This window comes from Phyllobacterium sp. GQ127 (genome assembly GCF_059758635.1).
The window spans coordinates 80,214-104,513 of sequence record NZ_JCAXDZ010000008.1; the positions used below are offsets into that span (position 1 = coordinate 80,214).

Genomic DNA, 24,300 nt, shown 5'->3' on the forward strand with positions numbered 1-24,300 from the left:
CCTCCGCCTTTCCCTGTCTGGAAGTTGGAGATCAGGGCCGGGTCCGTCACTCCGTCCTCCAAAACGTTCCGGGAGCCAATGTTTTGCCAGGTCCGACCAGTCGCTCACCTCCAAGTTCGGCAAGAATTGCATAGAGCTTTGCGGCATCCTCCTCTTCTTCTTCGACGGAACGGCGGGGAATGCCTTCGCGATAGCGGTCTCGCAGCACCTGCAGCTCGCGCCCCTCCGCCTTGATGACTGGAGAGAGCCGCTGCCATTCTTCATCGGAACTGGCGAGCAGTTTCTTCGCATCACGGCTGGCTTTGAGAAAAGCTTCAATAAGCTCAGGGTGGTCACGGGCCCATTTCTCGCGGAATATAAATCCGATCGCCGAGACGGCACCTGTGGCGCCCAGATCTCTTGCAGCATCGCTCGTGCTGATCAGGCGATGAAAGCCCCGCGCTTCGAGCCTTGCACAAAAGTTCCAGAAATTTAAAATGGCATCCAGTTCGCCCTGTTCCGCCTTTTCCGCAAGCAGTGGTGGTGCGCCGAAAACAATCTCGTTTTGTGCAGGCAGATCAAGCGCTTGTTTTTTTGCAAGCGCTTGTATGAGCAGCCAGCTCTTATCAAGCGGACCGCCGGCAACACCAATCTTCTTGCCGTTCAGATCGGCAAGTTTTTTTATAGGCGAGCCATCGCGTACCATCAAAGCTCCAACAGAGCTGGAATACGCTGCAAAGCTTATGTCCTCGCCGGATGTGCGTTGACGTGACACCCACAGCCAATCGGCAACGATGATATCGACATCACCGGCCATCATTGCCACATTGGTAGCATCTTCGCTGGCAAAAAAACGCACATCAAGATCAATATTGTATTTGTTGTCGATCCCATGATGCCTGATGGTGTCCAGCTCCCAGTTCACAGTCCCGAACCGCAATACGCCCACGCGAACCTTCTCAACGGCTTCAGCTATTTGACTGAAGAACAGGCCAAGCAGCAACGCCAGCAGGAAGGTGGCACGGCCCAGTCGTCGATATGATATCACAATGTCCTCCCAGACCGATTTGCTGTCCCGCCGTCTACAATCCTATAACGTCGTCTCGCCGGTGGGATATACGCATTTCCATCGGACAACACGAAGCTTGGGATGCTCCTCACTCCATTTAGCAATTTCGGTAGGTGCCAAAAACAGGCAATTGGTGATCCCGCCCCTGTCTTCAAAATGCAGTCGCTCTTCCCGGCAGCTTGAGGGGTCCGACACGAGGCAAATGGTTAAAACGAGATCGATAACGTCCATTCAGCACCCTCAATCCTACCCTTGCCCGCAAACGTCCCAATAAGGGGCAATGCAAAGCAAGATGACAGCCGGAATTCTCAAGGTGCCCGATGAGAAATATCTAGGCCAAGTTACGGTTCCTGCAAGCCGGCGTCAATCATGCAGCCACATAAAACCTGGAATGTGAGATTGCGGCGTTATTACCTGCCCGAGGCGATTGACTTATGCCAAGCCACAGGTAACGTTTTGGAATGGCTGGGGTCAATTGGACCAGCTGAAAATGGTGGTGACAGTGCATGGAAACTGGCACCAGTACTCGTCTAAGGGCACCCTTGGCGAATATGAGGAAATGCCATGCGATATCTTGTTATGCTGACAGCTATGTCAGCTACTATTGTTTATGCTGGAGGAGCCACGGCTCAGGAGGGGGATGCAACGGCCGGAGCAACGGTTTTCAAAAAATGTACGGCCTGTCACGTAGCCGACAGCGACAAGAACAAGGTCGGACCTTCGCTGAACGGCCTGTTTGGAAGGACAGCAGGCACACATCCAGGCTTTAATTATTCGCCAGCGATGAAGGCTGCAGGCGCTGCGGGTCTGGTATGGGATAGTGCCAGCTTACGCGAATATCTGCATGATCCCAAGGCGAAGGTCAAAGGCACCAAAATGGCCTTTGCGGGTCTCAAGGATGAAACCGACATTACAAATCTTGAGGCATATCTCAAACAATATTCCAAATAAGCCCGCCGGTCCTCGATACCGGCGGCATTTCCACCACCCGAGCCTTACATGCTCCAATGGACGTAAAGGCTCGGGTGTATTTTATTTATCACGCCATTTGATGGAGCAGCCAACCGAGGCGAATTGTTCGCGCGGCCCGGACCCCGTTTCGGCAATTTCCACCATGGCCTCAAACAGGTCACGGCGCAGATTGGCACTGGCCTCCTGTTTACGCGATCCATCCAGACGCCCGCGATATTGCAGTTTTCCTGCCGCGTTGAATCCAAAAAAATCGGGCGTGCAGACTGCATTGTAGAGACGCGCAATACTTTGATCCGCATCATGCAAATAAGGAAAAGGCAGGCCATTCTTTCGACTGAATGTGCACATTCCTTCGTAGGAGTCGGATGGGTAGGCGATGGGGTCATTGGCGTTGATGGCAACGAACCCGATGCCAAGCTGTTTCAGATCGCGGGCATCGCGGACAATGCGCTGAATGACCGCCTTCACATAAGGACAATGATTGCAGATGAATGCAACGACCAGGCCTGTGTTTTTCGCCTGTGACAGGATCGAATACCGCCTTCCGTCCACACCAAGGAGTGTTGCATCCACGGCCTGCCAGCCAAAATCGCATAGAGGTGCTATTGCAGCCATACTTTTCTCCGTTCAGGCAGCCCGGTGTTGAATTGCCTGTTTGGCAGCCTCGCGAATGGCGGAAATGTTACTCGCATAGACAAGCTTTCCGCCGGCCGTGAAGATTGCCGAACCTGCTACAAGGACATTTGCGCCCGCAGCAGTGACAAGGGGCGCTGTCAGCGGCGTAACACCGCCGTCGATTTCAATCCGGATCGGCCGTTTGCCGATGAGCGCCTTCAAACGTTTGATCTTTTCAACGACCGCCGGAATAAACGCCTGTCCGCCAAAACCGGGATTGACCGTCATCAGCAGCACCAGGTCCAGCCGGTCCAGCACATACTCGATAGCGCTCTCGGGCGTAGAGGGATTGAGAGACACACCAGCCTTTTTCCCAAGGCCGCGAATGGCCTGCAGGGAACGGTCAAGGTGCGGCCCAGCTTCGGCATGGACAGTTATAAAATCGCAACCGGCATCGGCAAAGGCAGCCAGATAGTTGTCGGCCGGCGCAATCATGAGGTGACAGTCAAATATGGCCTTGGTCCTGTTGCGGATGGATTTTATGACCTGCGGACCGAAGGTGATGTTCGGCACGAAATGCCCGTCCATGACATCAAGATGCACCCAGTCCGCGCCGGCAGCCATCACGTCTTCCACCTCTTCGCCAAGACGGGAAAAATCCGCTGACAGGACAGATGGTGCAATTAATACCTCGTGGCTCATGGCACTTTTTCCTTCCCGGTTGATCGAGCAAAAACACGGCTGCCCCTGATATCTTCTGCCGTAATTGTGGACAGGGCCGTTGAATCCGTTGGACCGTTCGATGCCTCGAACAACCGATTGGCATGTCTCAGGCGCGCCCTGTCTAGTGCATTGCGGATCGAGCGGGCATTGGCAAAATGTGGTTGCCGTCGGCGGTGTTCGATATAATCGGCCATGATCGTGCGGCCTGGCTCGTCAAAATTATAGTTCTGCCTGGCCAGCATGGTTTCAGCAATCCTGAGCAGCTCATCGGAACTGTAGTCGGGAAAGTCGATGTGATGGGCTATGCGCGAGCGGAACCCCGGATTGCTCTCAAAAAACTTATCCATGCGGTCGCCATAGCCCGCGAGAATAACGACGAGATCGTCACGCTGGTTTTCCATGACTTGCAGCAGAATCTCGATGGCCTCCTGCCCGTAATCCCGCTCGTTTTCCTGCCTGTGCAGATAATAGGCTTCGTCTATGAACAGGACACCGCCCATGGCTTTCTTGAGTATCTCCTTGGTTTTAGGTGCGGTATGACCGATATACTGGCCAACCAAATCATCACGGGTGACCGACACGAGATGCCCTTTGCGAATATACCCCAGACGGTGCAGAAGGTTTGCCATACGCAGCGCCACAGTCGTCTTGCCAGTGCCCGGATTGCCACTGAAACTCATGTGCAGCGTCGGCGTCTCGTGCGCAAGTCCGAGGCTGCGGCGCGCGCGTTCCACCAACAGCAAGGCCGCCGTTTCCCGTATGCGCTGCTTCACCGGTTTCAAGCCGATCAATTCGCGATCAAGTTCGTCAAGCACTTCCTTGACCCCGGACTCTACATATTGCGCGCGCAGGTCGACCGCTCCAGAGGCCCCGCTCGCGGTGTCGGCGGACAGCGTCATGGTTGCATCAGCCATAGCGCTGCCCAGCCGGTCTGTCGGTTGCATAAGCGCTGGTCGTGTAGCGAACCACGCGGCCTTCTCCTTCCTGACGGGCCAAGTGAAAGCCAGGTTCTTCGGCAGGTCGGTTGACAAGGAATGAAAGCTTCACCGATTCCCATCCATGGGAATTATCGAATGCCACCAACCGAATATACCTGTCGCCATAGACCTTGCGGCATTCCCGCAATTCCATCATCAATGCTGCAGCGTCCGGATTGTCGAACATCGGATGGGCCCACATGTCCCAATAGGTATTTCGGGGGTGCGGATCGTCCGTAAATTCGAGACTGACCGCCCAGCCATTGTCGATGCAATACTGTACCTGCCTGGTAATCTGATCGTCCGTGAGATCGGGGAGGAATGAAAATGCTCCTTGAGTGATCCGCATCTGTGTTCTCCTATTCGGCTGCTGTTGCGGTTGGAACGAAGTCCGGGGAATCGGTCGAGGTGTAATTGAAGGACACGTCCTTCCAGACCTCGAGCGCCTGTTGCAGCGGCTGGCAGTTGCGCGCCGCCATCCGCAAAATATCAGGACCTTCGCGCAGGATATCGCGTCCTTCATTGCGGGCGAGCACCATGCATTCGAGCGCGACCCGATTGGCAGTTGCCCCGGCAGCGATGCCGAGCGGATGACCGATGGTGCCTCCGCCGAACTGCAGAACGACATCCTCGCCCAGAAGATCGAGGAGTTGGTGCATCTGGCCCGCATGTATCCCGCCCGAAGCCACGGGCATCATCTTGTTAAGTGAAGCCCAGTGCTGGTCGAAGAAGACACCGTTCTCCAATTGCATAGGATTGAAGTCCTCGCGGCAGATATCGTAGTATCCGCGTGTGGTTGCCGGGTCGCCTTCAAGCTTGCCGACGACTGTTCCGGCATGGATGTGATCGACACCCGCCAGCCGCATCCACTTGGCAATCACGCGGAAGGAAACGCCGTGCGACTTTTGCCTTGTATAGGTCGAATGGCCAGCGCGGTGCAGATGCAGGATCATATCATTGCGCCGTGCCCATTTCGCCATGGACTGGATGGCCGTGTAGCCGATCACGAGATCAATCATGACGATATTCGAACCCAGCTCCTTGGCAAAATCGGCTCGTTCATACATATCCTCCATGGTTGCAGCGGTGACATTGAGGTAGCTGCCCTTGATCTCGCCCGTTGTAGCCTGAGCCTTGTTGACCGCTTCCATGCAATAGAGGAAGCGCTCGCGCCAATGCATGAATGGTTGCGAATTGATGTTCTCGTCGTCCTTGGTGAAATCCAGCCCGCCTTTAAGCGCCTCGTAGACCACACGGCCATAATTGCGGCCGGAAAGACCAAGCTTTGGCTTGACCGTTGCGCCAAGCAATGGACGTCCGAACTTGTCGAGACGCTCGCGCTCGACGACGATTCCCGTTGGCGGTCCCTGGAATGTTTTGACATAGGCGACCGGCAGCCGCATGTCTTCGAGGCGCAGCGCCTTGAGTGGCTTAAACCCGAAAACATTGCCAATGATGGATGCTGTCAGGTTCGAAATCGACCCCGGTTCGAACAGGTCCAAATCATAGGCAATATACGCGAAATACTGACCTTCTCCATTGGGGACAGGATCGACGCGATAAGCCTTGGCGCGGTATTTTTCCGTTGCCGTCAGCCGGTCCGTCCAAACCACTGTCCAGGTGGCGGTGGAAGATTCCCCAGCAACAGCGGCCGCAGCTTCTATCGGATCTACCCCGTCCTGTGGGGTAATGCGAAAGAGTGCGATTATGTCCGTATCCTTCGGCTCATAATCGGGCTCCCAGTAGCCCATCTTCTTGTATTCCATAACGCCCGACCTGTAGCGCTCTTTCCCGGTGACCGTTTCCGAATTGCTCGACATGATGTGGTCCTTTCCTTGTATATTTTTGCTTTATGCAGCTCTGGCGGAAGCGATTTGGGGATCGAGCAGGCCCGCTGCATAACGTCTGGCCATTTCGTCAAGCTCAGTCACCTTGATTTTCGATGCGTGGCCCGCCGTTCCGAACCGTTCGAAACGGTCGCGGCAAAGATCGCGCATGGCATCCATGGCGGGTTTGAGAAATTTGCGCGGATCGAACTCGGATGGGCTTTCCGTGGCGATCCTGCGGAACTGCCCGCTCATTGCCATTCGGCAGTCCGTGTCTATATTGACCTTACGCACGCCGTGCTTGATGCCCCGTTCGATCTCCTCGACCGGTACTCCATAGGTTTGCGGCATTTCTCCCCCGAAGCGGTTGATGACGTCCTGCAGGGATTGAGGCACGGAGGACGAGCCGTGCATGACAAGATGCGTGTTGGGGAGTTTCCGGTGAATCTGCTCGATAACATCCATTGCCAGGATGTCGCCATCCGGAGCCCGTGTAAACTTGTAGGCGCCGTGCGACGTGCCACAGGCGATGGCCAGCGCATCAACCTTGGTGCGCAGTACGAAATCGACGGCCTGATCCGGATCGGTCAGAAGCTGGCTGTGGCTGAGCACACCGGTTGCACCATGCCCATCCTCGGCTTCGGCTTCACCGCTCTCCAGCGAACCGAGCACGCCAAGCTCACCCTCGACGGAAACCCCCAGCCAGTGAGCGATTGCGGTGACGCGTCGGGTGATACTCACATTGTACTCATAGGAGGCAGGCGTTGCAGCATCTGCTTCAAGAGACCCGTCCATCATTACGGAAGTGAAACCATGGCGGATTGCCGTCATGCATGTGGCTTCATCATTGCCGTGATCCTGATGCAGGCAGATGGGAATGTCGGGGTACAGCTCCACAAGCGCGTCGATCATCCGGGCCAGCATCACGTCCTTCGCATAGGACCGTGCGCCGCGAGATGCTTGAAGAATGACAGGCGCCTTGCAGGCCGCAGCGGCTTCCATGACGGCAAGCCCCTGCTCCATATTGTTTATGTTGAAGGCAGGGACGCCGTAGCCATGTTCGGCAGCATGATCAAGCAATTGTCGCAAGGTAATTCGGGCCATAGTCGATACTCCTCCTAGCTTATGAGCTTGCGTGTGGTGGCAATGATGCTCTCTGGTGTGATGCCGAAATGCCTGTAGAGATCGGAGGCAGGGGCGCTGGCACCAAAGCCCTGCATGCCGATGAATGCACCCTTTTCACCGACCCACCGGTCCCAGCCCAATCTGGCTGCCGCTTCGATGGCGATGCGCGGAGCTGCGGCAAGGACAGACCGGCGATAGGCCGGGGTCTGCATCTCAAATAATTCCCATGAAGGCATTGAAACGACTGCGGCAGGGATTTGGTACTGGCCCCACAGCATGTCGGCGGCGGTGCAGGCAATCTCTACTTCCGAGCCGCTTGCAAGAAGCGTGATGGCGCGCGGCTCCGCCGGCTCCCGCAGGACATAGGCACCGCGGCTCGAACGGATTTCCGTGCTGTCGGCCTGGCGGAGCATCGACAGGTTCTGGCGGGAGAGGACGATAACACTGGGACGGTCCTTGTGTCGAAGTGCAAGTTCCCAGCACTCGGCCGTTTCGATGATGTCGGCCGGGCGGAAGACATTCAGGCCCGGCGTGGCCCTCAGCATTGCCAGATGTTCGATCGGCTGATGGGTCGGACCATCCTCGCCAAGACCTATCGAGTCGTGCGTCATGACATAAATGACCTGCTGACCCATCAATGCCGAGAGGCGCATGGCGCCGCGCGCATAGTCTGAAAATGCGAGGAACGTACCGCCATAGGGAACAAACCCGCCATGCAGTGCCAGGCCATTCATGGCGGCTGCCATTCCATGTTCGCGAATGCCGTAATGAATATAGCGTCCGGAAAAATCATTCGCCGAAATGTGCTTCATGCCAGGTGTAATCGTCAGATTCGAATGGGTTAGGTCGGCAGAACCGCCTATGGTCAGATCGGTGGCATTGTTGATGATGCCCAGAACCATTTCAGACGCTTTGCGGGTGGCAACTTTGGTGGCTTTTTCCAGATGCAGGCGACGAAAAGCCCGCAAATCCTTGAAAACCGTTTCAGGTATTTCTTTCTTCACCGCTTGCCTAAGCTCATCGCCAAAGGGCGACGCCGCTGTTTTCACACACCACTGACGCCGTTCATCTGCGCCCCTGCGTGCGACTTCGCGCCATGCTTCCAGTATATCTTCAGGGACATGGAAAGGCGCATGCGCCCAGCCCATGGCCTGGCGTGCTGCTGCGATTTCCGCCTCTCCTAAAGGAGCACCATGGGTTTTTTCGGTTCCCTGCAGATTCGGCGCCCCTTTCCCGATCAATGTGCGGCAGGAAATCAGCGATGGCTGCTTGGAAAGCTTCGCCTGAGCAATCGCCTGCGCGATCGCTTCATGATCGTGGCCGTCTATGTCTTGTACGTAAAATCCTGCGGCCCTGAACCGCGCAAGTTGATCCAAAGATGTCGATAATGATGTCGGCCCGTCGATTGAAATGGAGTTGTTGTCCCAAAACACGATCAGCTTTGACAGTTTCAGGTGACCGGCGAGATCTATTGCCTCGTGACTGATGCCTTCCTGCAGGCACCCGTCTCCGGCAATTACATAGGTATGGTGATCAACGATATCCTCACCGAAACGTACCGCGAGCATACGCTCGGCCAGCGCCATCCCCACGGCGGTAGCAATACCCTGACCCAGCGGGCCTGTTGTTAGCTCGATACCTTGCGCATGGCCATACTCCGGGTGTCCTGCCGTCTTTGCGCCAAGTTGGCGAAATCGCTGCAATTCCTCTATGGGCATATCCGGATATCCGATGAGATAATGCAAGGCGTATTGCAGCATCGAGCCATGCCCAGCTGACAGGACAAACCGATCACGATCCGGCCATAGCGGATGCAGAGGGTCGAGTTTGATGAAGCGGTTGAACAGAACCGTGGCCACATCGGCCATGCCCATCGGCATGCCAGGATGGCCAGAATTGGCTTTTTGCACACTGTCCATGACCAAAGCGCGGATTGCGTTGGTCATATCCCGTTCACGGACATTGGCAGCTTCACGATTTTCTTGCCTCAAAGTATAGGTACTCATCGGTGTCTCCCTCACGATGCCCGGTTTTTACGTTCGATCAATTGCATGATCAGCGGTGTCAGGATGAGTTGCATGGCCAGGTCAAGTTTGTTGCCGGGGACGACAATTGAATTGGCCCTCGACATGAAAGAATTATTGATCATCGAAAGCAGATAGGGGAAATCGATACCCCGCGGTTTGGCAAAGCGGATAACGAGCATCGATTCATCGGGCGTGGGTATCCACCGCGCAATGAACGGGTTCGATGTATCGACAATTGGAACCCGCTGGAAATTGATGTCAGTCAGGGTAAACTGTGGAGTAATGTACCGGACATAATCGGGCATGCGCCGCAGGATGACATCCATGACCGCTTCCGTGGAATAACCGCGGGTGGCGCGGTCCCGATGGATCTTCTGGATCCATTCAAGATTGATGACGGGAACAACTCCAATCTTCAGATCCGCATGCCGGGCCAAATTGATGCCTTCGGTTACCGCGCAACCGTGCAGCCCTTCATAGAAAAGCAGATCGCTGGGATCGAAGCCGCGCCATTCGGTAAAGGTTCCTGCCGGTGTGCCATAGAGCTCTGCTTCCGCATCGTCATGGATGTAGGTGCGGGTTTTGCCGGTTCCCTTGCGACCATATTCTTCGAATGTCTCATCGAGTTTTTGCAGTTCATTGGCATCGGCATTGAAATGCGTGAAGTTTGGATTGCCCTTCTTTTCCTCTTCCGCGACCTTGGCCTTCATCGCGTTGCGGTCGTACTTGTGGAAGGCATCGCCTTCGATGAAAGCGGCCTCAATGTTCTCACGGCGGAATATCTGCTCAAAAATCCGCTTGACGGAGGTGGTTCCGGCACCTGACGATCCGGTAATTGAGATGATGGGATGCTTTGCAGACATGTTTCCTCCTCAGACCCGAAAAAGGCCGCGCTTGCTGAACAGCGGCGCGCGTTCGCCGATATTGCTGGGTTCCGAATGATACCGACTGATGCGGGCCACTTCTCTGGATGAGCCGAAGACAAAGGGGACGCGTTGATGCATGGATTTAGGGATCAGATCGAGAATGCGTGTCGCCGTATCGGTTGCTGATCCACCGGCTTGCTCAACCAGAAAGGCGATGGGATTGGCCTCATAAATCAGCCTGATGCGGCCTTCCCCGTAGCCTTTGCGATTGTCGCCGGGATAAAGGAAGACGCCGCTGCGTATGAGAATGCGATAGGTTTCAGCGACCAGCGATGCAATCCAGCGCATGTTGAAATCTCTTTCGCGCGGACCTTCCGTTCCCTTGAGACAATCGTCAATATAGAGCCGCACAGCTTCATTCCAATAACGATAGTTGGCGGCATTGATCGCAAATTCATGCGACCTGTCGGCAATGACAACACTGTCATAAGCCTGGACAAAAGTACCCAGGCGCGAGGAGAATACGAAGATGTGCGTCCCGCTTCCCAGTGTCAGAACCAGTGCGAGTTGCGGCCCGTAAATGAAGAAACCGGCAGCGAGCTGACATTCGCCTTTCTGGAAGAACGAAGCGCCAGGCTCGCTGTCGGGCTGGCCAACCACCGGGAGGATGGAAAAGATAGTCCCTATCGAGATATTGGTATCGATATTGGAAGACCCGTCGAGCGGATCAATGGCAAGTGCCAGGGGTGCGTCGGGATCGAGCAGTGCGGGATGGGCTAGCTCTTCCGAGCCATAAAGGGCAATCGGCGCCTGCCGCATGGACTCCAAAAACATGTCATCGGCCAGAATATCGAGCGCCCTTTGAGCATCGCCATCGGCATTCTTGCTGCCACTATTGTGTGAAAACGCCTTGCCAAGCACGCCTTGGTTGATCGTATTTCTTATTTGCACAGCAGTTATCGCCAAACGGCGAACCACTTTGGAAACCGCAGTGTTAACGGTGTCGTCTCCACCGGCAAAGGTCGCGAGAAACGCCTCCAGTGTCGCTGTCATGATATTCCTCCCCGGCCTGATCATCGTGTTGTCAGGCTTGGGCTATCGAAACAGGGAACCATCGCTAAGTAAAATTTATTATATTTACTATCTCAGTAAAATAAATTAAGTATAGGGATGCGCAACCTGACTTTGAAGCAACTGCGGGCCATCCAGGCAATCAGGCGACACGGCACAATAGCCGGTGCAGCGAACGCACTTGGCCTGACGCCCCCTGCGGTGACGATTCAGCTCAAGCTTGTTGAGGAAGAATCGGCACTTATTTTGTTTGACCGGACCAATGACGGGCTTCGCCCGACGCTGGCCGGACTAGTCTTTCTTGACGCAGCGCAGATGCTCGAAGAGCGTCTACGACTGCTTGAGGACGAAATCGATGCAATCAAGGGCCTGCGCGTTGGCAGCCTGATACTGGGTGTGGTTTCAACTGCGAAATATTTCGCACCACAGTTGATGGCGATTTTTCGCAAACAGCATCCGGATATCGCTATAAAACTGGCCATCGGCAATCGCGCCGAGACGATTGCTGCCCTTAAAAGCCATGCGGTCGACATGGCCCTGATGGGGCGCCCGCCCAAGGATATTCCGCTTCGCTCAACCGTGTTCGGAGATCATCCGCTCGTTATGATCGCCGCACCGGATCATCCGCTTGCCAAATTTCGCGATATCACCAAGGAGCGTATCGCCCAGGAGCACTTTCTCGTGCGTGAACCGGGATCCGGAACACGGATATCTTTGGAAATTTTCTTAAGTGAACTGCCCGGTCGACTGGACGATCTTGGCACTGAGATGTCATCCAATGAAACAATCAAGCAGGCCGTAATGGCGGGATTGGGTATTGGCTTCATCTCGGCGCACACGATTGCACTCGAACTGGAATTCGGCAAGCTGGCAATCCTTGACGTCATTGGAATGCCCATACGCCGCCAATGGTTTTCAGTTGTAAGAACGGACCGTACATTGTCGCCCGCCATGAAAGCTTTTCAAGACTTTCTGACCCGCAAAGGCGCTCAATTTCTCCCATCGATCGACCGGCTTTATCCTGCTTCGAGTGCTCTTGGACCACCCTTAGAATGACCTTGCAATCCTAGCTGCCGTAACGGATGGTGGAACGGGTTCAGCAAGGTGTCTGCGTCCTGCGATGGTGTCCCGGCTTATCCGGGTATCAAAGTTTTGCAAGACTCGTTTGGTCTAAAAATAGCGACCCAGGCAAGGTACGTGCAGGGAACCAAGTCTCATTCGGAAGTTGTCGGAAACGTTCCTTTGAAAATGCCGACAATAGGGTGATTTCAATCAATTTCGATTGTAGCCTAGAATTCTACAAACACACTTTGCAGCCTAACGGATCAGTAATCTCCGATGGTAGATATCAAAGACAACCCCTGTCGCCCATAACGCTGGCTGAGACTTGAAAAAACGCTGAGCTGGCGTTGGTTCATAAGAACCTCCAGGTCATCTCCCAACGTGTCCAATGTCAGTCTTAAGCATCCTTCCTAGCCTTGGGAACGGGTAGTGAAACGGTCGAAGAAAATGACTCTTGCTCATAAGGGCCCGCCTCAAATAGCATTTTTCCGCATTCTATGCGTTTAGCGACCGACACGCTTTGCTTTCTCAGGGATCGTCCCGGTTATGGGTCGAGCGTCGTTTTCTTTGTATGACCTAATTGTCGACGTTCGAATTTTTACAGCGATACGTAAACTTCCATTCGCCTTCTGGTATCCCTGGATTCCGATCATCTTTTTCGTTATGATAACATGCTCCCCACTTGATTTCAGAGCGATTGCCAATTTTCAAAATCTGCAATATGGAATTCGCTTCGACGACCGTCGCTGGATACAGTCGCTCACCATTATTTTGAGCGACGCTCGAACAGTTAACAGCTGAATCGATTGTCTTCTCGAAGCAGAGCTCTAAAGCCACGTCGCGGCTACAGTTGTTTACAAAAAGCCAATCACTTTCTGTTTCAGTTTTAAGTATGCATCCGTTTGCATCTGCCGCAAAATTTTGATTGATCTGACTGAATGACATCAGGAAGGCTGCAATTGTAAGGTTTCCGTATTTCGCCTTAAGGCTCATGTGTTCACGCACCTCCAACGATTTTCTGCAAGGTTCGAGTCTACGATAGCCATCTAAGCTTGACTATACATCAACTGGCTTACAAGAAGTCAGTACGAACAGTATCCTGAGATGCATCCGTAGGTTCCTCGCGACGTTTCATATTTCACCTAAAAACCAAACTCACGGTCTATTGGAGAACATAGTCTTGAAGTGCTTCGGACGTTATTTATCGTGCCTCCTTGCTGAAGGGTAAGTCGATAAAATGGAAACGCTTTATAGCGACTTTTTGATTGCGTCTGTCTGTGCAGGAGCACGAGGAGCGCAGAATTCGGTTGGAATCGGGCGTTGAAAAGGCGTTTCGCAGATCGCGCACGGGGGACAAGGAAGACGTCTTCTCTCTTTCATTTTATCGGCCGCGGCTGTAATTGGCCTATGAAATGACGACACGTTGGCGAAGTGGATTAAACGCGTTAAAAGCTCTTGTAAAATGCCAAGGATCATCAAAACCGACGTCAAGAGTGATCTCGCGCGCACGCAGGCTGGATAACCTGATGCGCACGGCGCGTCTGTGGGGACGCGCTATCCGAGGCGATGGCCATTGGAAAAGAACGACCTTCACCGGAGTGTTGCGCCACTTCGAATGACCACACCGTTTGTCTGCGATGGCGCAATGGACATTACGTCTTCCTAGCCTATGTAGCAATTCTGCCGATTCTTCAGGTTGGGGCGTGGTGGTGATTAATCTGCCAGCTTACAAGACAGCAGGGGTACGCGATGCCATGCAGGTCCCAAGCCGACGTTCCTTCTGCTATATGGCCCCAATTTTAATCCCATTGAGAACGCATTCTCAAAACGGAATTCCATGTCGCGGGGGCCGGGCAGAGCAGAAAATCGATGCCCTTTGGACGCAGGTGGCGACTTGATCCCGCGCCCTACTTGGCGTTGCAGCACATCGCAGATAGTGTGTTGGTCAGTTCCCTTTGCTAGTCGAACAAAGTCTCTCATAAACCGTCTCCGAGCAACAGGCGGGTGGCTATGCAAATGGAAAACAGGAACAGCAGTGGCATCGAAGACGACATTGAATGCTAAAAATCTTGAGGCACTTGGCACAGAACGACTTGCCGCGCTGCTTATCGAAATCAGCACCGGTAGCGCTGCTAGCAAGCGGCGTCTGCGTATTGAATTGGCGGGTTTGCAAAGCAATGAGGAGGTAATTCGGGAAGTCACCAAGAGGCTGGCTGCCATCGACAGATCGCGATCGAAGATAGGATGGCGGCAGGTTAAGACTTTGAAGAAGGACCTCGAAACGCAGTGGGCGGTAATAACAGAAACAATCGCCTCCAACGATCCAACTGAAGCTTTGGAGGTCATGTGGCGGTTTATGGATATTGCCAGTTCCATTCTCATGCGCACCACCGACACCAACGGAACGCTTCTATCTGTTTTTAGTTTGGCATGCACCGGTTTCAGTGAAGTTGCGCTCAACGCGAATCCCGACCCAACGGCGCTCGCCAAGCGCGCTTTTAGCGCCCTTCATAACAATGATTATGGTCAATACGACGGTCTAATCCCTGCCCTCGCCGCGCCATTGCAACAACAAGGCATGGATCAACTGAAAGCGCTGCTAACGGCCGAATTGAAATCTTCGAAATCCGCAACCACGGATAATAATCGCCGTGTGTCGTATGCAGATGGGCTAGCAACGCAGAAGCACGAAGGGAAAATTCGAATATTACTTCGGCAGATTGCAGATGCGCAAGGCGACGTTGACGCCTTTATCGAAACACACGATGACGATCGAACCAAACCTCTTGTCGCCGTGGAAATCGCAAGCCGACTTCTGGCGGCAGGGCGATCGCATGAAGCGTTAGATTCATTGAAACGAGCGAGCCAAGCCGCTTCGGAAGCAATCCCACACGAATGGGAAACCATCTATGCCGATACGCTGGAAAAGCTTGATCGCAAAGAAGATGCCCAATCATTGCGGTGGCAGTGGTTCGAGCAGAGCCTGCATGAAGAGCATCTGCGCGCTTTCCTAAAGCGTCTGCCTGATTTCGACGACATGGAAGCTGAGGAGAAAGCCCTGTCATATGTTGCGGCTTATCCCGACGCCCATCAGGCGCTGCTTTTTCTTTTGACTTGGCCCAACCTGGAAAAAGCTGCGCGGCTCGTAATTTCTAGAGAGAAAGATTTGAACGGTGAAGACTATGAACTTTTAAGTCTTGCCGCAGACACGCTCCGGAACAGTTATCCAGTGGCGGCAACTATAGCGCTCCGGACCATGATCAACTTTATCCTAGATTGGAGTCGAGCAGCACGATACAGGCATGCAGCACGTCAATTGAGTGAGCTCGAAACAATATCATCGAACATCACCGACTATGGCTCGATCGAACCGCACCAAGCGTACGTCACAAAACTGAAAACACGGTATCAGGCGAGAAGTAAATTTTGGAAAATACGCAGGTCCTGAAAATGATTCGGATGTGAGACGCACGGCATTTATCGAGACATTTTCATACGTTTCAATGTGTCATTGATTTTTACGGTTTGGCTTCCCACCGCCGCCCCTTGAATGACTCGGTGCAGAAGTGTTTGCAGCATTTTCTACCTGGAGTTTTCGCCAGCGTATCAGACGTTCAGGATCGATAGTGCCTGCATTCACCGCCGTCTGTACCACGCAACCCGGTTCATGAGAATGAGTACAATTTCGAAACCGGCAAAGAGGGGCAAGCTCCGTGATTTCGGCAAAGAGCATATCTATCCCGTAGCTCACTTCGCTGACATTGAGCGTGCGAATTCCCGGCGTATCGATTACCCAACCGCCCCGCTCAATGGAATGCAGAGACCGAGAAGTAGTGGTGTGGCGGCCCTTTCCATCTTGTTCACGTATGTCGCCGGTCAGCTGGGGCGCACTACCGCCGATCAGTGCATTTACGAGCGTTGATTTACCGACACCTGACGAACCGACCAGTGCTACTGTCTGTCCCGGCCCGCACCATACCGCCAAAGTGCTTACACAGTCTGGCGAACGCCCGTCGAGTACTACAACAGGCAGCTCACGCTGCAACAGAGCTGCTTGCTCCTCATATTTTCGGGCATCTGCCACGGTATCGGATTTTGTCAGGATGATAACCGGATCAGCCCCGGATTCATTCGCCATAGCCAAGTATCGTTCAAGGCGGGCCGAGTTGAAATCATGGTTGCATGAGGTGACGATAAAGAGCGTGTCGACATTGGCAGCAGCAAGTTGATTGGGCCCACCTTCTCCTCTTTGACGTGAGATCAAAGTTTTTCGGGCCAGCAAGCGCTGCACTGAGTTATCTTCCGGATGAACCAGTACCCAATCTCCCACCGCAAAATCCGCAGTGTTGCTTTGAGCCGAAAGCATAAGATTAACCGACCCAGTAGCCGATACTGCAACCAGACGCGCGCGATGAACTTTGGAGATGCGCATAGGTACGCAATTTATGTCATGTGGTTCGAGTTGGCTTTGGAAGAAATCCGACCACCCCAGACCTTCCAGTGAATCTGTTTCGTTGATCACGTTTCTGCACGGCGGGCACATATGGCGTACATTGAATATACCTTTTGAAAAATGAGTTCAGTGAACAGCGACGGACGGCGCGCGCAGTTAAGTTGGGCTCGATTTGATAAGATCGACAACTCGGCGCGCAAAATCCTCTACGGCAAAGGGATTGGTCATGACATGCATTCCGTGCTCAAGATGCCCATGATTGAGGACGACATTTTCTGCATATCCTGTGATAAACAAAACCTCAAGGTCAGGTCGTTTTTGCCGAGCTGCCTCGGCCAGTTGTCGGCCATTGGTTTATTGGCATAAAAAGGATCAAACGCGCGCGCGGCTCAGATTTCCAAGGGCAGTTCTGGTACCTTCGACTCGCGTGAAGAACGCGATCCAGCCAATGAACATGGCCCAGACGGGCAATTACAGCGCCAGGCTTCCAGTGGCTGCGAGGGCGGCGGTCGCAGCGGCTATGACCACCACCATGACATAATTGCCGCGCGAAGAGGATGGAGTGGACATGACTTTTCTCCTGTAGGGGATGTTGCACCAATCCACCAATCGCGGACGGTCGACGCTGCCCGCGATCGGTTGGACGGCTCAGGCTTTCTTCGCCGGTTTCAGCAGGTCGGACAGGCCGACGCGGTGGAGCATCTCGGCGCAGGCGAACGAGCATGGAGAAACCCTCATCGACCCGTCCTAGGTCGGTCGCTGTGGACCCGGAACGGCCGTTCACCAAAGGGCGTCTCGACGTCCTAGGCAATCAAGGCTGCTCTGGCGGATTCGGAAGCCAAACCCAACCGGTTCGGTAAGGTCAAATGGCTGGATTGATGAAGCTGTGAGCTTGACACGAAGCTTTTTAATTCTCCACAGTTAGTTAGTTGCACATTGCTTTGAAATCGCCTGAACTTCCAGCTATCACAGAGCCGAAGATGGGCGCGCAATCGCCTACTATTTTGCTAAAGCCCAAACTGTCCAAAATGGACGCTCGGTAGAGAACCTTCCTTTGAAAATGCCGATAATAGGCGAATTTCGAGCACTTTCGATTGTAGCCCGCATGTCTACAATCGCGCAAACAACCCCGCATCAGTCGCTGATACGGGTTTTTGTTTGGTTACCTGAGGTTTTAAATCGGAACAATCAAAGTTCCGCTGGCTACCGTCGAGATCGATAGCCAGCTTGTCGCTCACGGCATGTAAATGCACCCATCATTCAAGGACCCTTGACAAGTCGAAGCCGCTGTCATTCTATCGGCGATCCATTATTAGGTACTATATTCCATAGTAATGGATATCAATAAAAACATTCGCTAGACGAATAGGGGAACGAAGATGACCAACCGACTGCGTGTTGCGGCCGCTGTAGCCGCATTCGCGATGCTGCCTTCACTTACGGCGTTCGCACAGGAAACCAAAAACAAACTGGATGAAGTTCTGGCCCGGGGTCATCTGGTTCTCGGCACCGGTAGCACCAATGCGCCATGGCATTTCAAGAGCGTAGACGACAAACTTCAGGGTTTTGACGTCGACATGGGTCACATCATCGCCAAGGCCCTGTTCAATGATCCGGGAAAGATCGAATTCGTCAATCAATCTTCCGATGCGCGCATTCCGAATATCACAACGGACAAGGTCGATATCACCTGCCAGTTCATGACAGTGACAGGAGAACGGGCGCAGCAGGTCGCTTTCACCATTCCTTACTACCGGGAGGGTGTTGGTCTCATGCTTAAGGCCGACAGCAAATATGCCGATTATGCCGCGCTGAAAGCCGCCGGCTCATCGGTCACGATTTCCGTTCTGCAAAATGTCTATGCTGAAAGCATGGTCCATGCAGCTCTACCGGAAGCCAAGGTCGACCAGTACGAATCCGTTGACCTTATCTACCAGGCCCTTGAGTCCGGCCGGGCAGACGCAGCCGCGACAGATCAGTCGTCGCTCGCCTGGTACATGATCCAGAACCAGGGCCGCTACAAGGATGCCGGCTATGGCTGGAACCCGCAGACCTATGCCTGCGGCGTCAAGCGGGGCGATCAAGATTGGTTGAACTTCGTCAACACTGCGTTGCACGAAGCAATGACAGGTGTTGAGTTCGACTTCTATGCGAAGTCGTTCAAAACATGGTTCGGCAAGGACCTGACACCTCCGCAAATTGGCTTCCCGGTCGAATACAAGTAACGCGATTACGCTGCGGCTTCGGAAATTTCCGGAGCCGTTTCCTTCTCGTTCCGGATAACAGGAAGATTATGGGTTATACGCTGAATTTTGCTGCAGTGTGGCGAAGCTTCGATCTTCTGCTCGAAGGGCTGGCACTCAGCCTTGCCCTGGCCTTTGGTGCAATCCTGATTGGCGCTGCAATTGGCCTGTTCACGGCATTCTGTCTGATATCCAAGAATGGCTTTGCGCGGCGTCCAGCTGGAATTTACGTGACGGTCATCCGCAACACGCCGATCCTCGTGCTTGTTCTCTTCACCTATTTCGCGCTGCCACAGCTGGGCTTCCGGCTAGGCAAGATCGAGAGCTTCGTCTTCACGCTCGCGCTTTATTCCGGCGCATATCTTGCAGAGGTCTTCCGCGCAGGTCTGCTGTCAATCCCTGTTGGTCTACGAGAAGCAGGTCTCGCCATCGGCCTTACGGAGACGCAGATTCGCACTTCGATAATCGCGCCACTGATGTTCCGCAATATCTTGCCGTCGCTGAGCAGTACAATCATCTCGCTGTTCAAGGATACTTCTCTCGCGGCGGCGATCGCCGTGCCGGAGCTGACGTTCGAGGCACGCAAGATCAATGTCGAGACCTTCCGTGTTATTGAGACCTGGATCGTCGCCAGCTGCCTCTACGTTATAACCTGCTCGCTACTTGCCGCACTTATGCGTGCCGTCGAGCGGCGTCTGTCAGTGCCGAGGTGATGTGATGGATATTGCTCACTTCCTCGATATTCTCTGGCTGGCCCGCATACCGATCCTCAAAGGCTTCGGTTCCACCATTTCGATTTCCCTGCTAGCAATTTGCTTCGGCACAGTGCTTGGAATATTTGTCGGTCTTGCTCTGACCTACAGCGTCCGGCCGCTGCGCTGGATCGTTCGTGGCTATACGGATTTTATTCGTGGTACACCGGTTCTGGTTCTCGTGCTGGCGAGCTACTATGTACTCAGCACTATCGGTCTGGATCTCAGCCCGTTTCAGGCCGGCGTATTGGCCCTCGCTGTGTTCTGTAGTTCCCATGTCGGAGAGATAGTCCGAGGGGCGCTGCAAGCCATCCCAAAGGGCCAGACGGAAGCCGCCAAGGCGATCGGCCTGACATTCCCACAAACCTTTGCCTACGTTCTCGGGCCGCAAGCGCTGCGGCAGGTTCTGCCCGCCTGGGTTAATACGGCCGCAGAAATGGTCAAGGCATCGACATTGCTTTCCATCATCGGCGTTGCCGAGCTGCTGCTACGTACCCAGGAAATTATCTCACGATCGTTTCTCAACCTCGAATTCTATTTCTTCGCCGGCTTTCTCTATTTCATCATCAATTATGCCATCGAGCGTTTCGGCCGTTATGTCGAACGTAAGACCGCTATTCCGTCCTGAGGCCATAACGATGTCAAATCATCTTTTAGAAATCCGCAACCTGCACAAGAGCTACGGCGATGTTGAGGTCCTCAAAGGCGTTGATTGCACCATGTCGCAAGGCGACGTTATCAGCATCATCGGATCGAGTGGCTCCGGCAAGACGACCATGCTGCGCTGTATCAACATGCTGGAAGAATTTCAGAGTGGCACGATCAGCATCGACGGTCAGGAGATCGGCTACGAAATGGTTGGTGGCCAGCGTCGCCGCAAGAAGGAAAATGAGATAGCACGCCAACGGGCGCTCACGGGCATGGCCTTCCAGCAGTTCAATCTCTTTCCGCACATGACGGCTGCGCGCAACATCATGCTGGGCTTGATGAAAGTTAAAAAACAAACCAAGGAGGAAGCGCGGTCCATCGCAGAGAAATGGCTGGACCGTGTCGGTCTGCACTCACGTGCCGACCATTTCCCCGGTCAACTTTCTGGTGGCCAGCAGCAACGCGTGGCGATCGCGCGGGCCATCGCCATGAACCCCAGACTGATGCTCTTTGACGAAGTGACATCAGCGCTCGATCCCGAGCTTGTCAACGAGGTTTTGCAGGTCATCAAGACGCTGGCTCAAGAAGGAATGAGTATGCTGCTCGTCACCCACGAGATGCGTTTTGCTTACGAGGTCTCAAACCGCGTCATCTTTATGAACCAGGGGCGTATCGGCGAGGAAGGCAACCCCCGCGAAATGTTTCACAAGCCGAAGAGCGAACGGCTTTCCGAATTTCTCAAGACATCGAGCTTCGGGGAGCGTTAGCGTCGTTTCAGCCATGCATCGACTGACGCACGTACCCGGGCCGAAAGCCGACAAAGCTAAAAACCCGCCGGCAATGGCAATGTTCTTGTCGAAATTGATCAGTTGTTCGAGATTTCCGAAGTCGGCATGGAACAAAGAGCCGTTAACAAACAGAACCTGAGGTTGCATGTCGTCCAAAGCGGGGCAACTTCTACGCGGGTGCGCTTTGGCTTTACCGTGGATCAAACAAGGTTCGTAGCTTGGAAAGACACCTCCCTGTGGTCAACGACGATGAGGTCATCGCTTCCGCATAGGCGCCTACTCTTCGCTCTGAGGTCAAGGACAAGCCGGAAGAGGACTGGATCGCTACCGTCATGCGATAACTCCACGTCCGAAATTTTCCGGAGGTTCAGGCTTCGGTTCAGGGCCAATTACTACTCGGACGAGATCAAAGGCTCTGGCAAACCTATGCGATCACACGCTGCTTGATTACAGTGCGTTGATCAGCGTTGTTTTACGCGCTGATCCCGTGCAATTTGCCGGAGCATGCTTTGACTGGCGGATAACATTTCAAACAGGAATGCGATGAGCGCTCCCACCAGACAAAAGACCGCGCTGCCAAACAACCAATAAAGGACGTGGGCGCGAAATCCGGAACGGCCAATCGCGCCGGCAAGCAATGAGATAATCGAAAGGCAGGTCAAGACCCCCGCACAGGTAACGAACACAATGGCGATCTGCAAAGCCAAGGTTCTGATGCGAAGATACTTCAGCTGAATTCGGCGTTCAGCGTTAAGCTCGTGGTCTACATCGATGAGCTGCGAAATTTCATTAACGCGATCGGAAATGCGGGCAAGCCGCGCCACAAACGCATTGAGAAAGCCCGCCGTCCCGGCCAGCAAGAACACGGGAGTAAGCGCCGTTTCCAGTGTGTTCACAATTGATACGATCACGGGGGACGATGTCGCATCAACCACGATGACGTCCCTCCAAATCGATAATTGTCTGTCGTTGCCGCGTCCACAACAGAGATGTCGTCAGGAAAACATAGGAAATGGCGCCAGCGACATAGATTATACGGGTCGAGAAAGACTCTGCCGCGCTCCCTGGCAGCGGCGATACGCCCAGCCCAAAAAGAACAAGGAAAATAGTCAGAGCCCCCTCGAACATTCTTGCCTCCGCTGACCGGCTTGCTGCACGCCCGCCGATGAAAAGCGTAACGACGAGGACTATCACAAACATGAACAAGAGATTCGGGCGCAGGTTGAGTATTCCAAATGCAATAGACGCCGATATGCCTCCAAGCAAGTTGACAACTGCAAGCCCCGTTGCTGCTCGCATGCTCGCGGTGGAATCGATCTGCCCAAGCAAGGACGCCACGGTGATTGGGATAACAAGTGCTGCTGCCAGCTTGTCATTTGTGAGACAGACTGCCACCGCAAACAGCAATATCACGGTGTTGGCAAATGCGCGCAACCACGGGTTCGGCTGCACGACCGTTGGAATAGCTTGAGCTGTCACGGTAACTGGTTCAGGGACGCAGGCATAGGCAAGCCACATCAGACCGGCGCCGGTTAGGACACCAATCACCAAAATAGAAAGAATGGAGTTGGCCAACTCACGGTTCAGGATACCCAGCAATGGTACCATGATCCCGACCACCAGAATGAGAAATATAGCGGGACCGCCCTTGCCGCTGGCCTGAATGAAAAAACATATAAAATAGGCAAGCCCCAATATCATGAGAAAGCTTATGGACTTTTCACCCAACAGTGATGTCAGGCCCATACAAAAGGCCCCAGCTGCCAGGATGATGATAGCCATGCCGACCGTTTTGGCCATCGGCAATGGACGAGAACTGGCCAGTAGAAACTGTGCAGCGAAAAGCGGGCCGAGAAACGGTACGATCGAGCCGCATGCCACTGATAATGTAAAGCCGATCGATACTGCAATTGCGACACGCAATCCCTTGCGCTTTTGGGCTTCGGCCGCTTCGCTCGTCGTGGCGATCGAATTACCCGACATAGGTTAAAACCGACATTATTCTGATCCACAATGTACCCCATGCATTGGTCACAGGATTATCGCCAGTGTATATGACGACGGTGGCTTGCGATCCGTACCGCACGCCCTTGGGCCGTTCGCCTTCCAGAATGAGTCTTACCGGAAAAAGCTGAGCCTCTCTGACCCATCCACTGTCACTACGTATGGTTGGCAATCCGGAACTCGGCTCGGTCCCACCTTGAGACACTCCAAGCCCGACACTTTCTACCCGGGCGGCGAAGAGACGGCCTGGCAAGGCATCAAAAAGCACTTCGGCCTGATTGCCGACTGCAACGTTTTCGAGGCTGTTTTCCTTGAAGGCTGCTGCGATCCAAACTGTCCCGATGTCGATGAATGTCATGGCGGGTTGCGCTACACTGACGACCTTACCAACCGAAAGTTGGAGATTGGTGACAACGCCCTCTGACGGCGCCCGTACATTGGTGTGAAGAAGATCCAGTTGCGCACGCTCGAGCGCTGCCATCGCCTCCTTGAGTTGTGGGTTGTCAGCGCCGGCGGGCCCAAGATCCTCCTGGGCCTTGACCAACTCTGCCTCCGCTGCCTTTACAGAGGCCTCGGACTGATCGAGCGCAGATTTCGCTTCATCGAATTTTGCCTTGGCATATACGCCGCGCTTGACCAGTTCCATCGACCGCGTCACTTGTTCACGAACATTATCCCTGCTGGCTCGCGCTTCCACCAGCCTGGCCTGTACGGCATCGACAGTCGCTGTTGACGCACCGATAGTCTGGCCCACGCGGGCAAGGATTGCTTCCGCTTCGGCGACTGCAATCAGGTAACGGGCGGGATCAATGCGAAACAGCACTTGCTCAGGCTCTACCCGCGCATTGTCGGTAACGCTGACATCGACAACGCGTCCTGTGACCTCTGGAGCGATGCCGACGACATAGGCTTGAACCTGTGCCTGCGATGATGATGGTGTTCGCCTTTCCATAAACACGGAAAGGATAAAAGCGACGGTAGCCAGAACCAGGATGATCAAGGCTACCCTGCGCAGTGGATTGCCAGCTGGCTTTACGACATCTGGTTTATTCGTTGCTTCTTCTGCCACGCTGTTGTCCTTTGCAGGAGTTCATCCTTCA

Annotated in this window: 23 protein-coding genes and 2 pseudogenes; 8 read left to right on the forward strand and 17 right to left on the reverse strand. The window is 53.9% G+C overall.

Features of this window, described 5'->3' with window-relative positions; translation table 11 throughout:
- Positions 1 to 46 precede the first annotated feature (46 nt).
- Positions 47 to 1,027, reverse strand: coding sequence for an ABC transporter substrate-binding protein (locus AC6CHM_RS21760; protein WP_498174827.1), 981 nt, complete (start codon positions 1,025 to 1,027; stop codon positions 47 to 49).
- A 585-nt stretch (positions 1,028 to 1,612) separates the two neighbouring features.
- On the opposite strand from AC6CHM_RS21760, the gene AC6CHM_RS21765 reads away from it, so the two are divergent.
- Entirely contained in the window at positions 1,613 to 1,999 is a 387-nt protein-coding gene (locus AC6CHM_RS21765) for a c-type cytochrome (RefSeq protein ID WP_115053919.1), read from the forward strand.
- 81 nt (positions 2,000 to 2,080) lie between these two features.
- On the opposite strand, the gene AC6CHM_RS21770 is transcribed toward AC6CHM_RS21765, so the two are convergent.
- Genes AC6CHM_RS21770 through AC6CHM_RS21810 form a run of 9 tightly spaced genes read right to left on the reverse strand, consistent with a single transcriptional unit; the run spans position 2,081 to position 11,235 of the window.
- Positions 2,081 to 2,635, reverse strand: a complete 555-nt coding sequence (locus AC6CHM_RS21770) for a thioredoxin family protein (protein WP_115053920.1) — start codon at positions 2,633 to 2,635, stop codon at positions 2,081 to 2,083.
- 12 nt (positions 2,636 to 2,647) lie between these two features.
- Positions 2,648 to 3,337: a ribulose-phosphate 3-epimerase gene (gene rpe, locus AC6CHM_RS21775; RefSeq protein ID WP_115053921.1), complete on the reverse strand. Its 690-nt coding sequence runs from the start codon at positions 3,335 to 3,337 to the stop codon at positions 2,648 to 2,650.
- On the reverse strand, positions 3,334 to 4,257 hold the full coding sequence (cbbX, locus tag AC6CHM_RS21780) for a CbbX protein (RefSeq protein WP_442958587.1): 924 nt from the start codon (positions 4,255 to 4,257) through the stop codon (positions 3,334 to 3,336). The genes rpe and cbbX overlap by 4 nt, the downstream gene beginning before the upstream one ends.
- Positions 4,258 to 4,264: 7 nt before the next feature.
- Positions 4,265 to 4,684: a ribulose bisphosphate carboxylase small subunit gene (locus tag AC6CHM_RS21785; RefSeq protein ID WP_115053922.1), complete on the reverse strand. Its 420-nt coding sequence runs from the start codon at positions 4,682 to 4,684 to the stop codon at positions 4,265 to 4,267.
- Between the two features lie 10 nt (positions 4,685 to 4,694).
- Positions 4,695 to 6,155, reverse strand: coding sequence for a form I ribulose bisphosphate carboxylase large subunit (locus tag AC6CHM_RS21790; protein WP_115053923.1), 1,461 nt, complete (start codon positions 6,153 to 6,155; stop codon positions 4,695 to 4,697).
- A 30-nt stretch (positions 6,156 to 6,185) separates the two neighbouring features.
- The gene (fba, locus tag AC6CHM_RS21795; protein WP_336441632.1) at positions 6,186 to 7,265 is read right to left on the reverse strand and encodes a class II fructose-bisphosphate aldolase; all 1,080 of its coding nucleotides are present in this window, start codon (positions 7,263 to 7,265) and stop codon (positions 6,186 to 6,188) included.
- A 14-nt stretch (positions 7,266 to 7,279) separates the two neighbouring features.
- A complete protein-coding gene (tkt, locus tag AC6CHM_RS21800; RefSeq protein WP_498174832.1) occupies positions 7,280 to 9,292 on the reverse strand; it encodes a transketolase in 2,013 nt (670 codons plus the stop codon).
- An 11-nt stretch (positions 9,293 to 9,303) separates the two neighbouring features.
- Entirely contained in the window at positions 9,304 to 10,176 is an 873-nt protein-coding gene (locus AC6CHM_RS21805; RefSeq protein WP_115053926.1) for a phosphoribulokinase, read from the reverse strand.
- A 9-nt stretch (positions 10,177 to 10,185) separates the two neighbouring features.
- Positions 10,186 to 11,235 (reverse strand): class 1 fructose-bisphosphatase, encoded by a 1,050-nt coding sequence (locus tag AC6CHM_RS21810; protein ID WP_498175046.1) that lies wholly within the window; start codon positions 11,233 to 11,235, stop codon positions 10,186 to 10,188.
- Positions 11,236 to 11,349: 114 nt separating this feature from the next.
- On the opposite strand from AC6CHM_RS21810, the gene AC6CHM_RS21815 reads away from it, so the two are divergent.
- The gene (locus AC6CHM_RS21815) at positions 11,350 to 12,306 is read left to right on the forward strand and encodes a LysR family transcriptional regulator (protein ID WP_498174834.1); all 957 of its coding nucleotides are present in this window, start codon (positions 11,350 to 11,352) and stop codon (positions 12,304 to 12,306) included.
- 582 nt (positions 12,307 to 12,888) lie between these two features.
- Here AC6CHM_RS21815 and AC6CHM_RS21820 read toward each other — a convergent pair.
- Positions 12,889 to 13,305: a hypothetical protein gene (locus AC6CHM_RS21820; protein WP_498174836.1), complete on the reverse strand. Its 417-nt coding sequence runs from the start codon at positions 13,303 to 13,305 to the stop codon at positions 12,889 to 12,891.
- A 536-nt stretch (positions 13,306 to 13,841) separates the two neighbouring features.
- On the opposite strand from AC6CHM_RS21820, the pseudogene AC6CHM_RS21825 reads away from it, so the two are divergent.
- Both AC6CHM_RS21825 and AC6CHM_RS21830 read left to right on the forward strand, forming a co-directional pair.
- Positions 13,842 to 14,224, forward strand: a pseudogene (locus AC6CHM_RS21825) (transposase); the annotation flags it as partial.
- A 123-nt stretch (positions 14,225 to 14,347) separates the two neighbouring features.
- A complete protein-coding gene (locus AC6CHM_RS21830) occupies positions 14,348 to 15,760 on the forward strand; it encodes a DUF6880 family protein (RefSeq protein ID WP_498175048.1) in 1,413 nt (470 codons plus the stop codon).
- Positions 15,761 to 15,820: 60 nt separating this feature from the next.
- Here the strand turns inward: AC6CHM_RS21830 and rsgA are convergent, their stop codons facing one another.
- The 3 genes and pseudogenes from rsgA to AC6CHM_RS21845 form a co-directional block, all read right to left on the reverse strand.
- Complete coding sequence (gene rsgA, locus AC6CHM_RS21835; RefSeq protein ID WP_498174838.1) at positions 15,821 to 16,855, reverse strand: ribosome small subunit-dependent GTPase A; 1,035 nt, start codon at positions 16,853 to 16,855, stop codon at positions 15,821 to 15,823.
- A gap of 66 nt (positions 16,856 to 16,921) precedes the next feature.
- Positions 16,922 to 17,116: pseudogene (locus AC6CHM_RS21840) on the reverse strand (response regulator); the annotation flags it as partial.
- Positions 17,117 to 17,137: 21 nt separating this feature from the next.
- The gene (locus AC6CHM_RS21845) at positions 17,138 to 17,236 is read right to left on the reverse strand and encodes a DUF1097 family protein (protein ID WP_498174840.1); all 99 of its coding nucleotides are present in this window, start codon (positions 17,234 to 17,236) and stop codon (positions 17,138 to 17,140) included.
- A 908-nt stretch (positions 17,237 to 18,144) separates the two neighbouring features.
- Between AC6CHM_RS21845 and AC6CHM_RS21850 the strand changes: the two genes are divergently transcribed.
- The 4 genes from AC6CHM_RS21850 to AC6CHM_RS21865 all read left to right on the forward strand — a co-directional run bounded on the left by AC6CHM_RS21850 (position 18,145) and on the right by AC6CHM_RS21865 (position 21,175).
- Positions 18,145 to 18,990 carry a transporter substrate-binding protein gene (locus AC6CHM_RS21850; protein WP_498174842.1) on the forward strand — a complete coding sequence of 282 codons (846 nt, stop codon included), beginning with the start codon at positions 18,145 to 18,147 and terminating at the stop codon, positions 18,988 to 18,990.
- 68 nt (positions 18,991 to 19,058) lie between these two features.
- Positions 19,059 to 19,721: an amino acid ABC transporter permease gene (locus tag AC6CHM_RS21855; RefSeq protein WP_498174844.1), complete on the forward strand. Its 663-nt coding sequence runs from the start codon at positions 19,059 to 19,061 to the stop codon at positions 19,719 to 19,721.
- A 4-nt stretch (positions 19,722 to 19,725) separates the two neighbouring features.
- Entirely contained in the window at positions 19,726 to 20,388 is a 663-nt protein-coding gene (locus AC6CHM_RS21860) for an amino acid ABC transporter permease (protein ID WP_498174846.1), read from the forward strand.
- A gap of 10 nt (positions 20,389 to 20,398) precedes the next feature.
- Entirely contained in the window at positions 20,399 to 21,175 is a 777-nt protein-coding gene (locus tag AC6CHM_RS21865; protein ID WP_498174848.1) for an amino acid ABC transporter ATP-binding protein, read from the forward strand.
- Positions 21,176 to 21,657: 482 nt separating this feature from the next.
- Here the strand turns inward: AC6CHM_RS21865 and AC6CHM_RS21870 are convergent, their stop codons facing one another.
- Genes AC6CHM_RS21870 through AC6CHM_RS21880 form a run of 3 tightly spaced genes read right to left on the reverse strand, consistent with a single transcriptional unit; the run spans position 21,658 to position 24,269 of the window.
- A complete protein-coding gene (locus AC6CHM_RS21870; protein ID WP_337353229.1) occupies positions 21,658 to 22,131 on the reverse strand; it encodes a DUF2721 domain-containing protein in 474 nt (157 codons plus the stop codon).
- Positions 22,124 to 23,179, reverse strand: a complete 1,056-nt coding sequence (locus AC6CHM_RS21875; protein ID WP_498174851.1) for a DUF2955 domain-containing protein — start codon at positions 23,177 to 23,179, stop codon at positions 22,124 to 22,126. The genes AC6CHM_RS21870 and AC6CHM_RS21875 overlap by 8 nt, the downstream gene beginning before the upstream one ends.
- Positions 23,169 to 24,269: an HlyD family secretion protein gene (locus AC6CHM_RS21880; protein WP_498174853.1), complete on the reverse strand. Its 1,101-nt coding sequence runs from the start codon at positions 24,267 to 24,269 to the stop codon at positions 23,169 to 23,171. The genes AC6CHM_RS21875 and AC6CHM_RS21880 overlap by 11 nt, the downstream gene beginning before the upstream one ends.
- Positions 24,270 to 24,300: the final 31 nt, after the last annotated feature.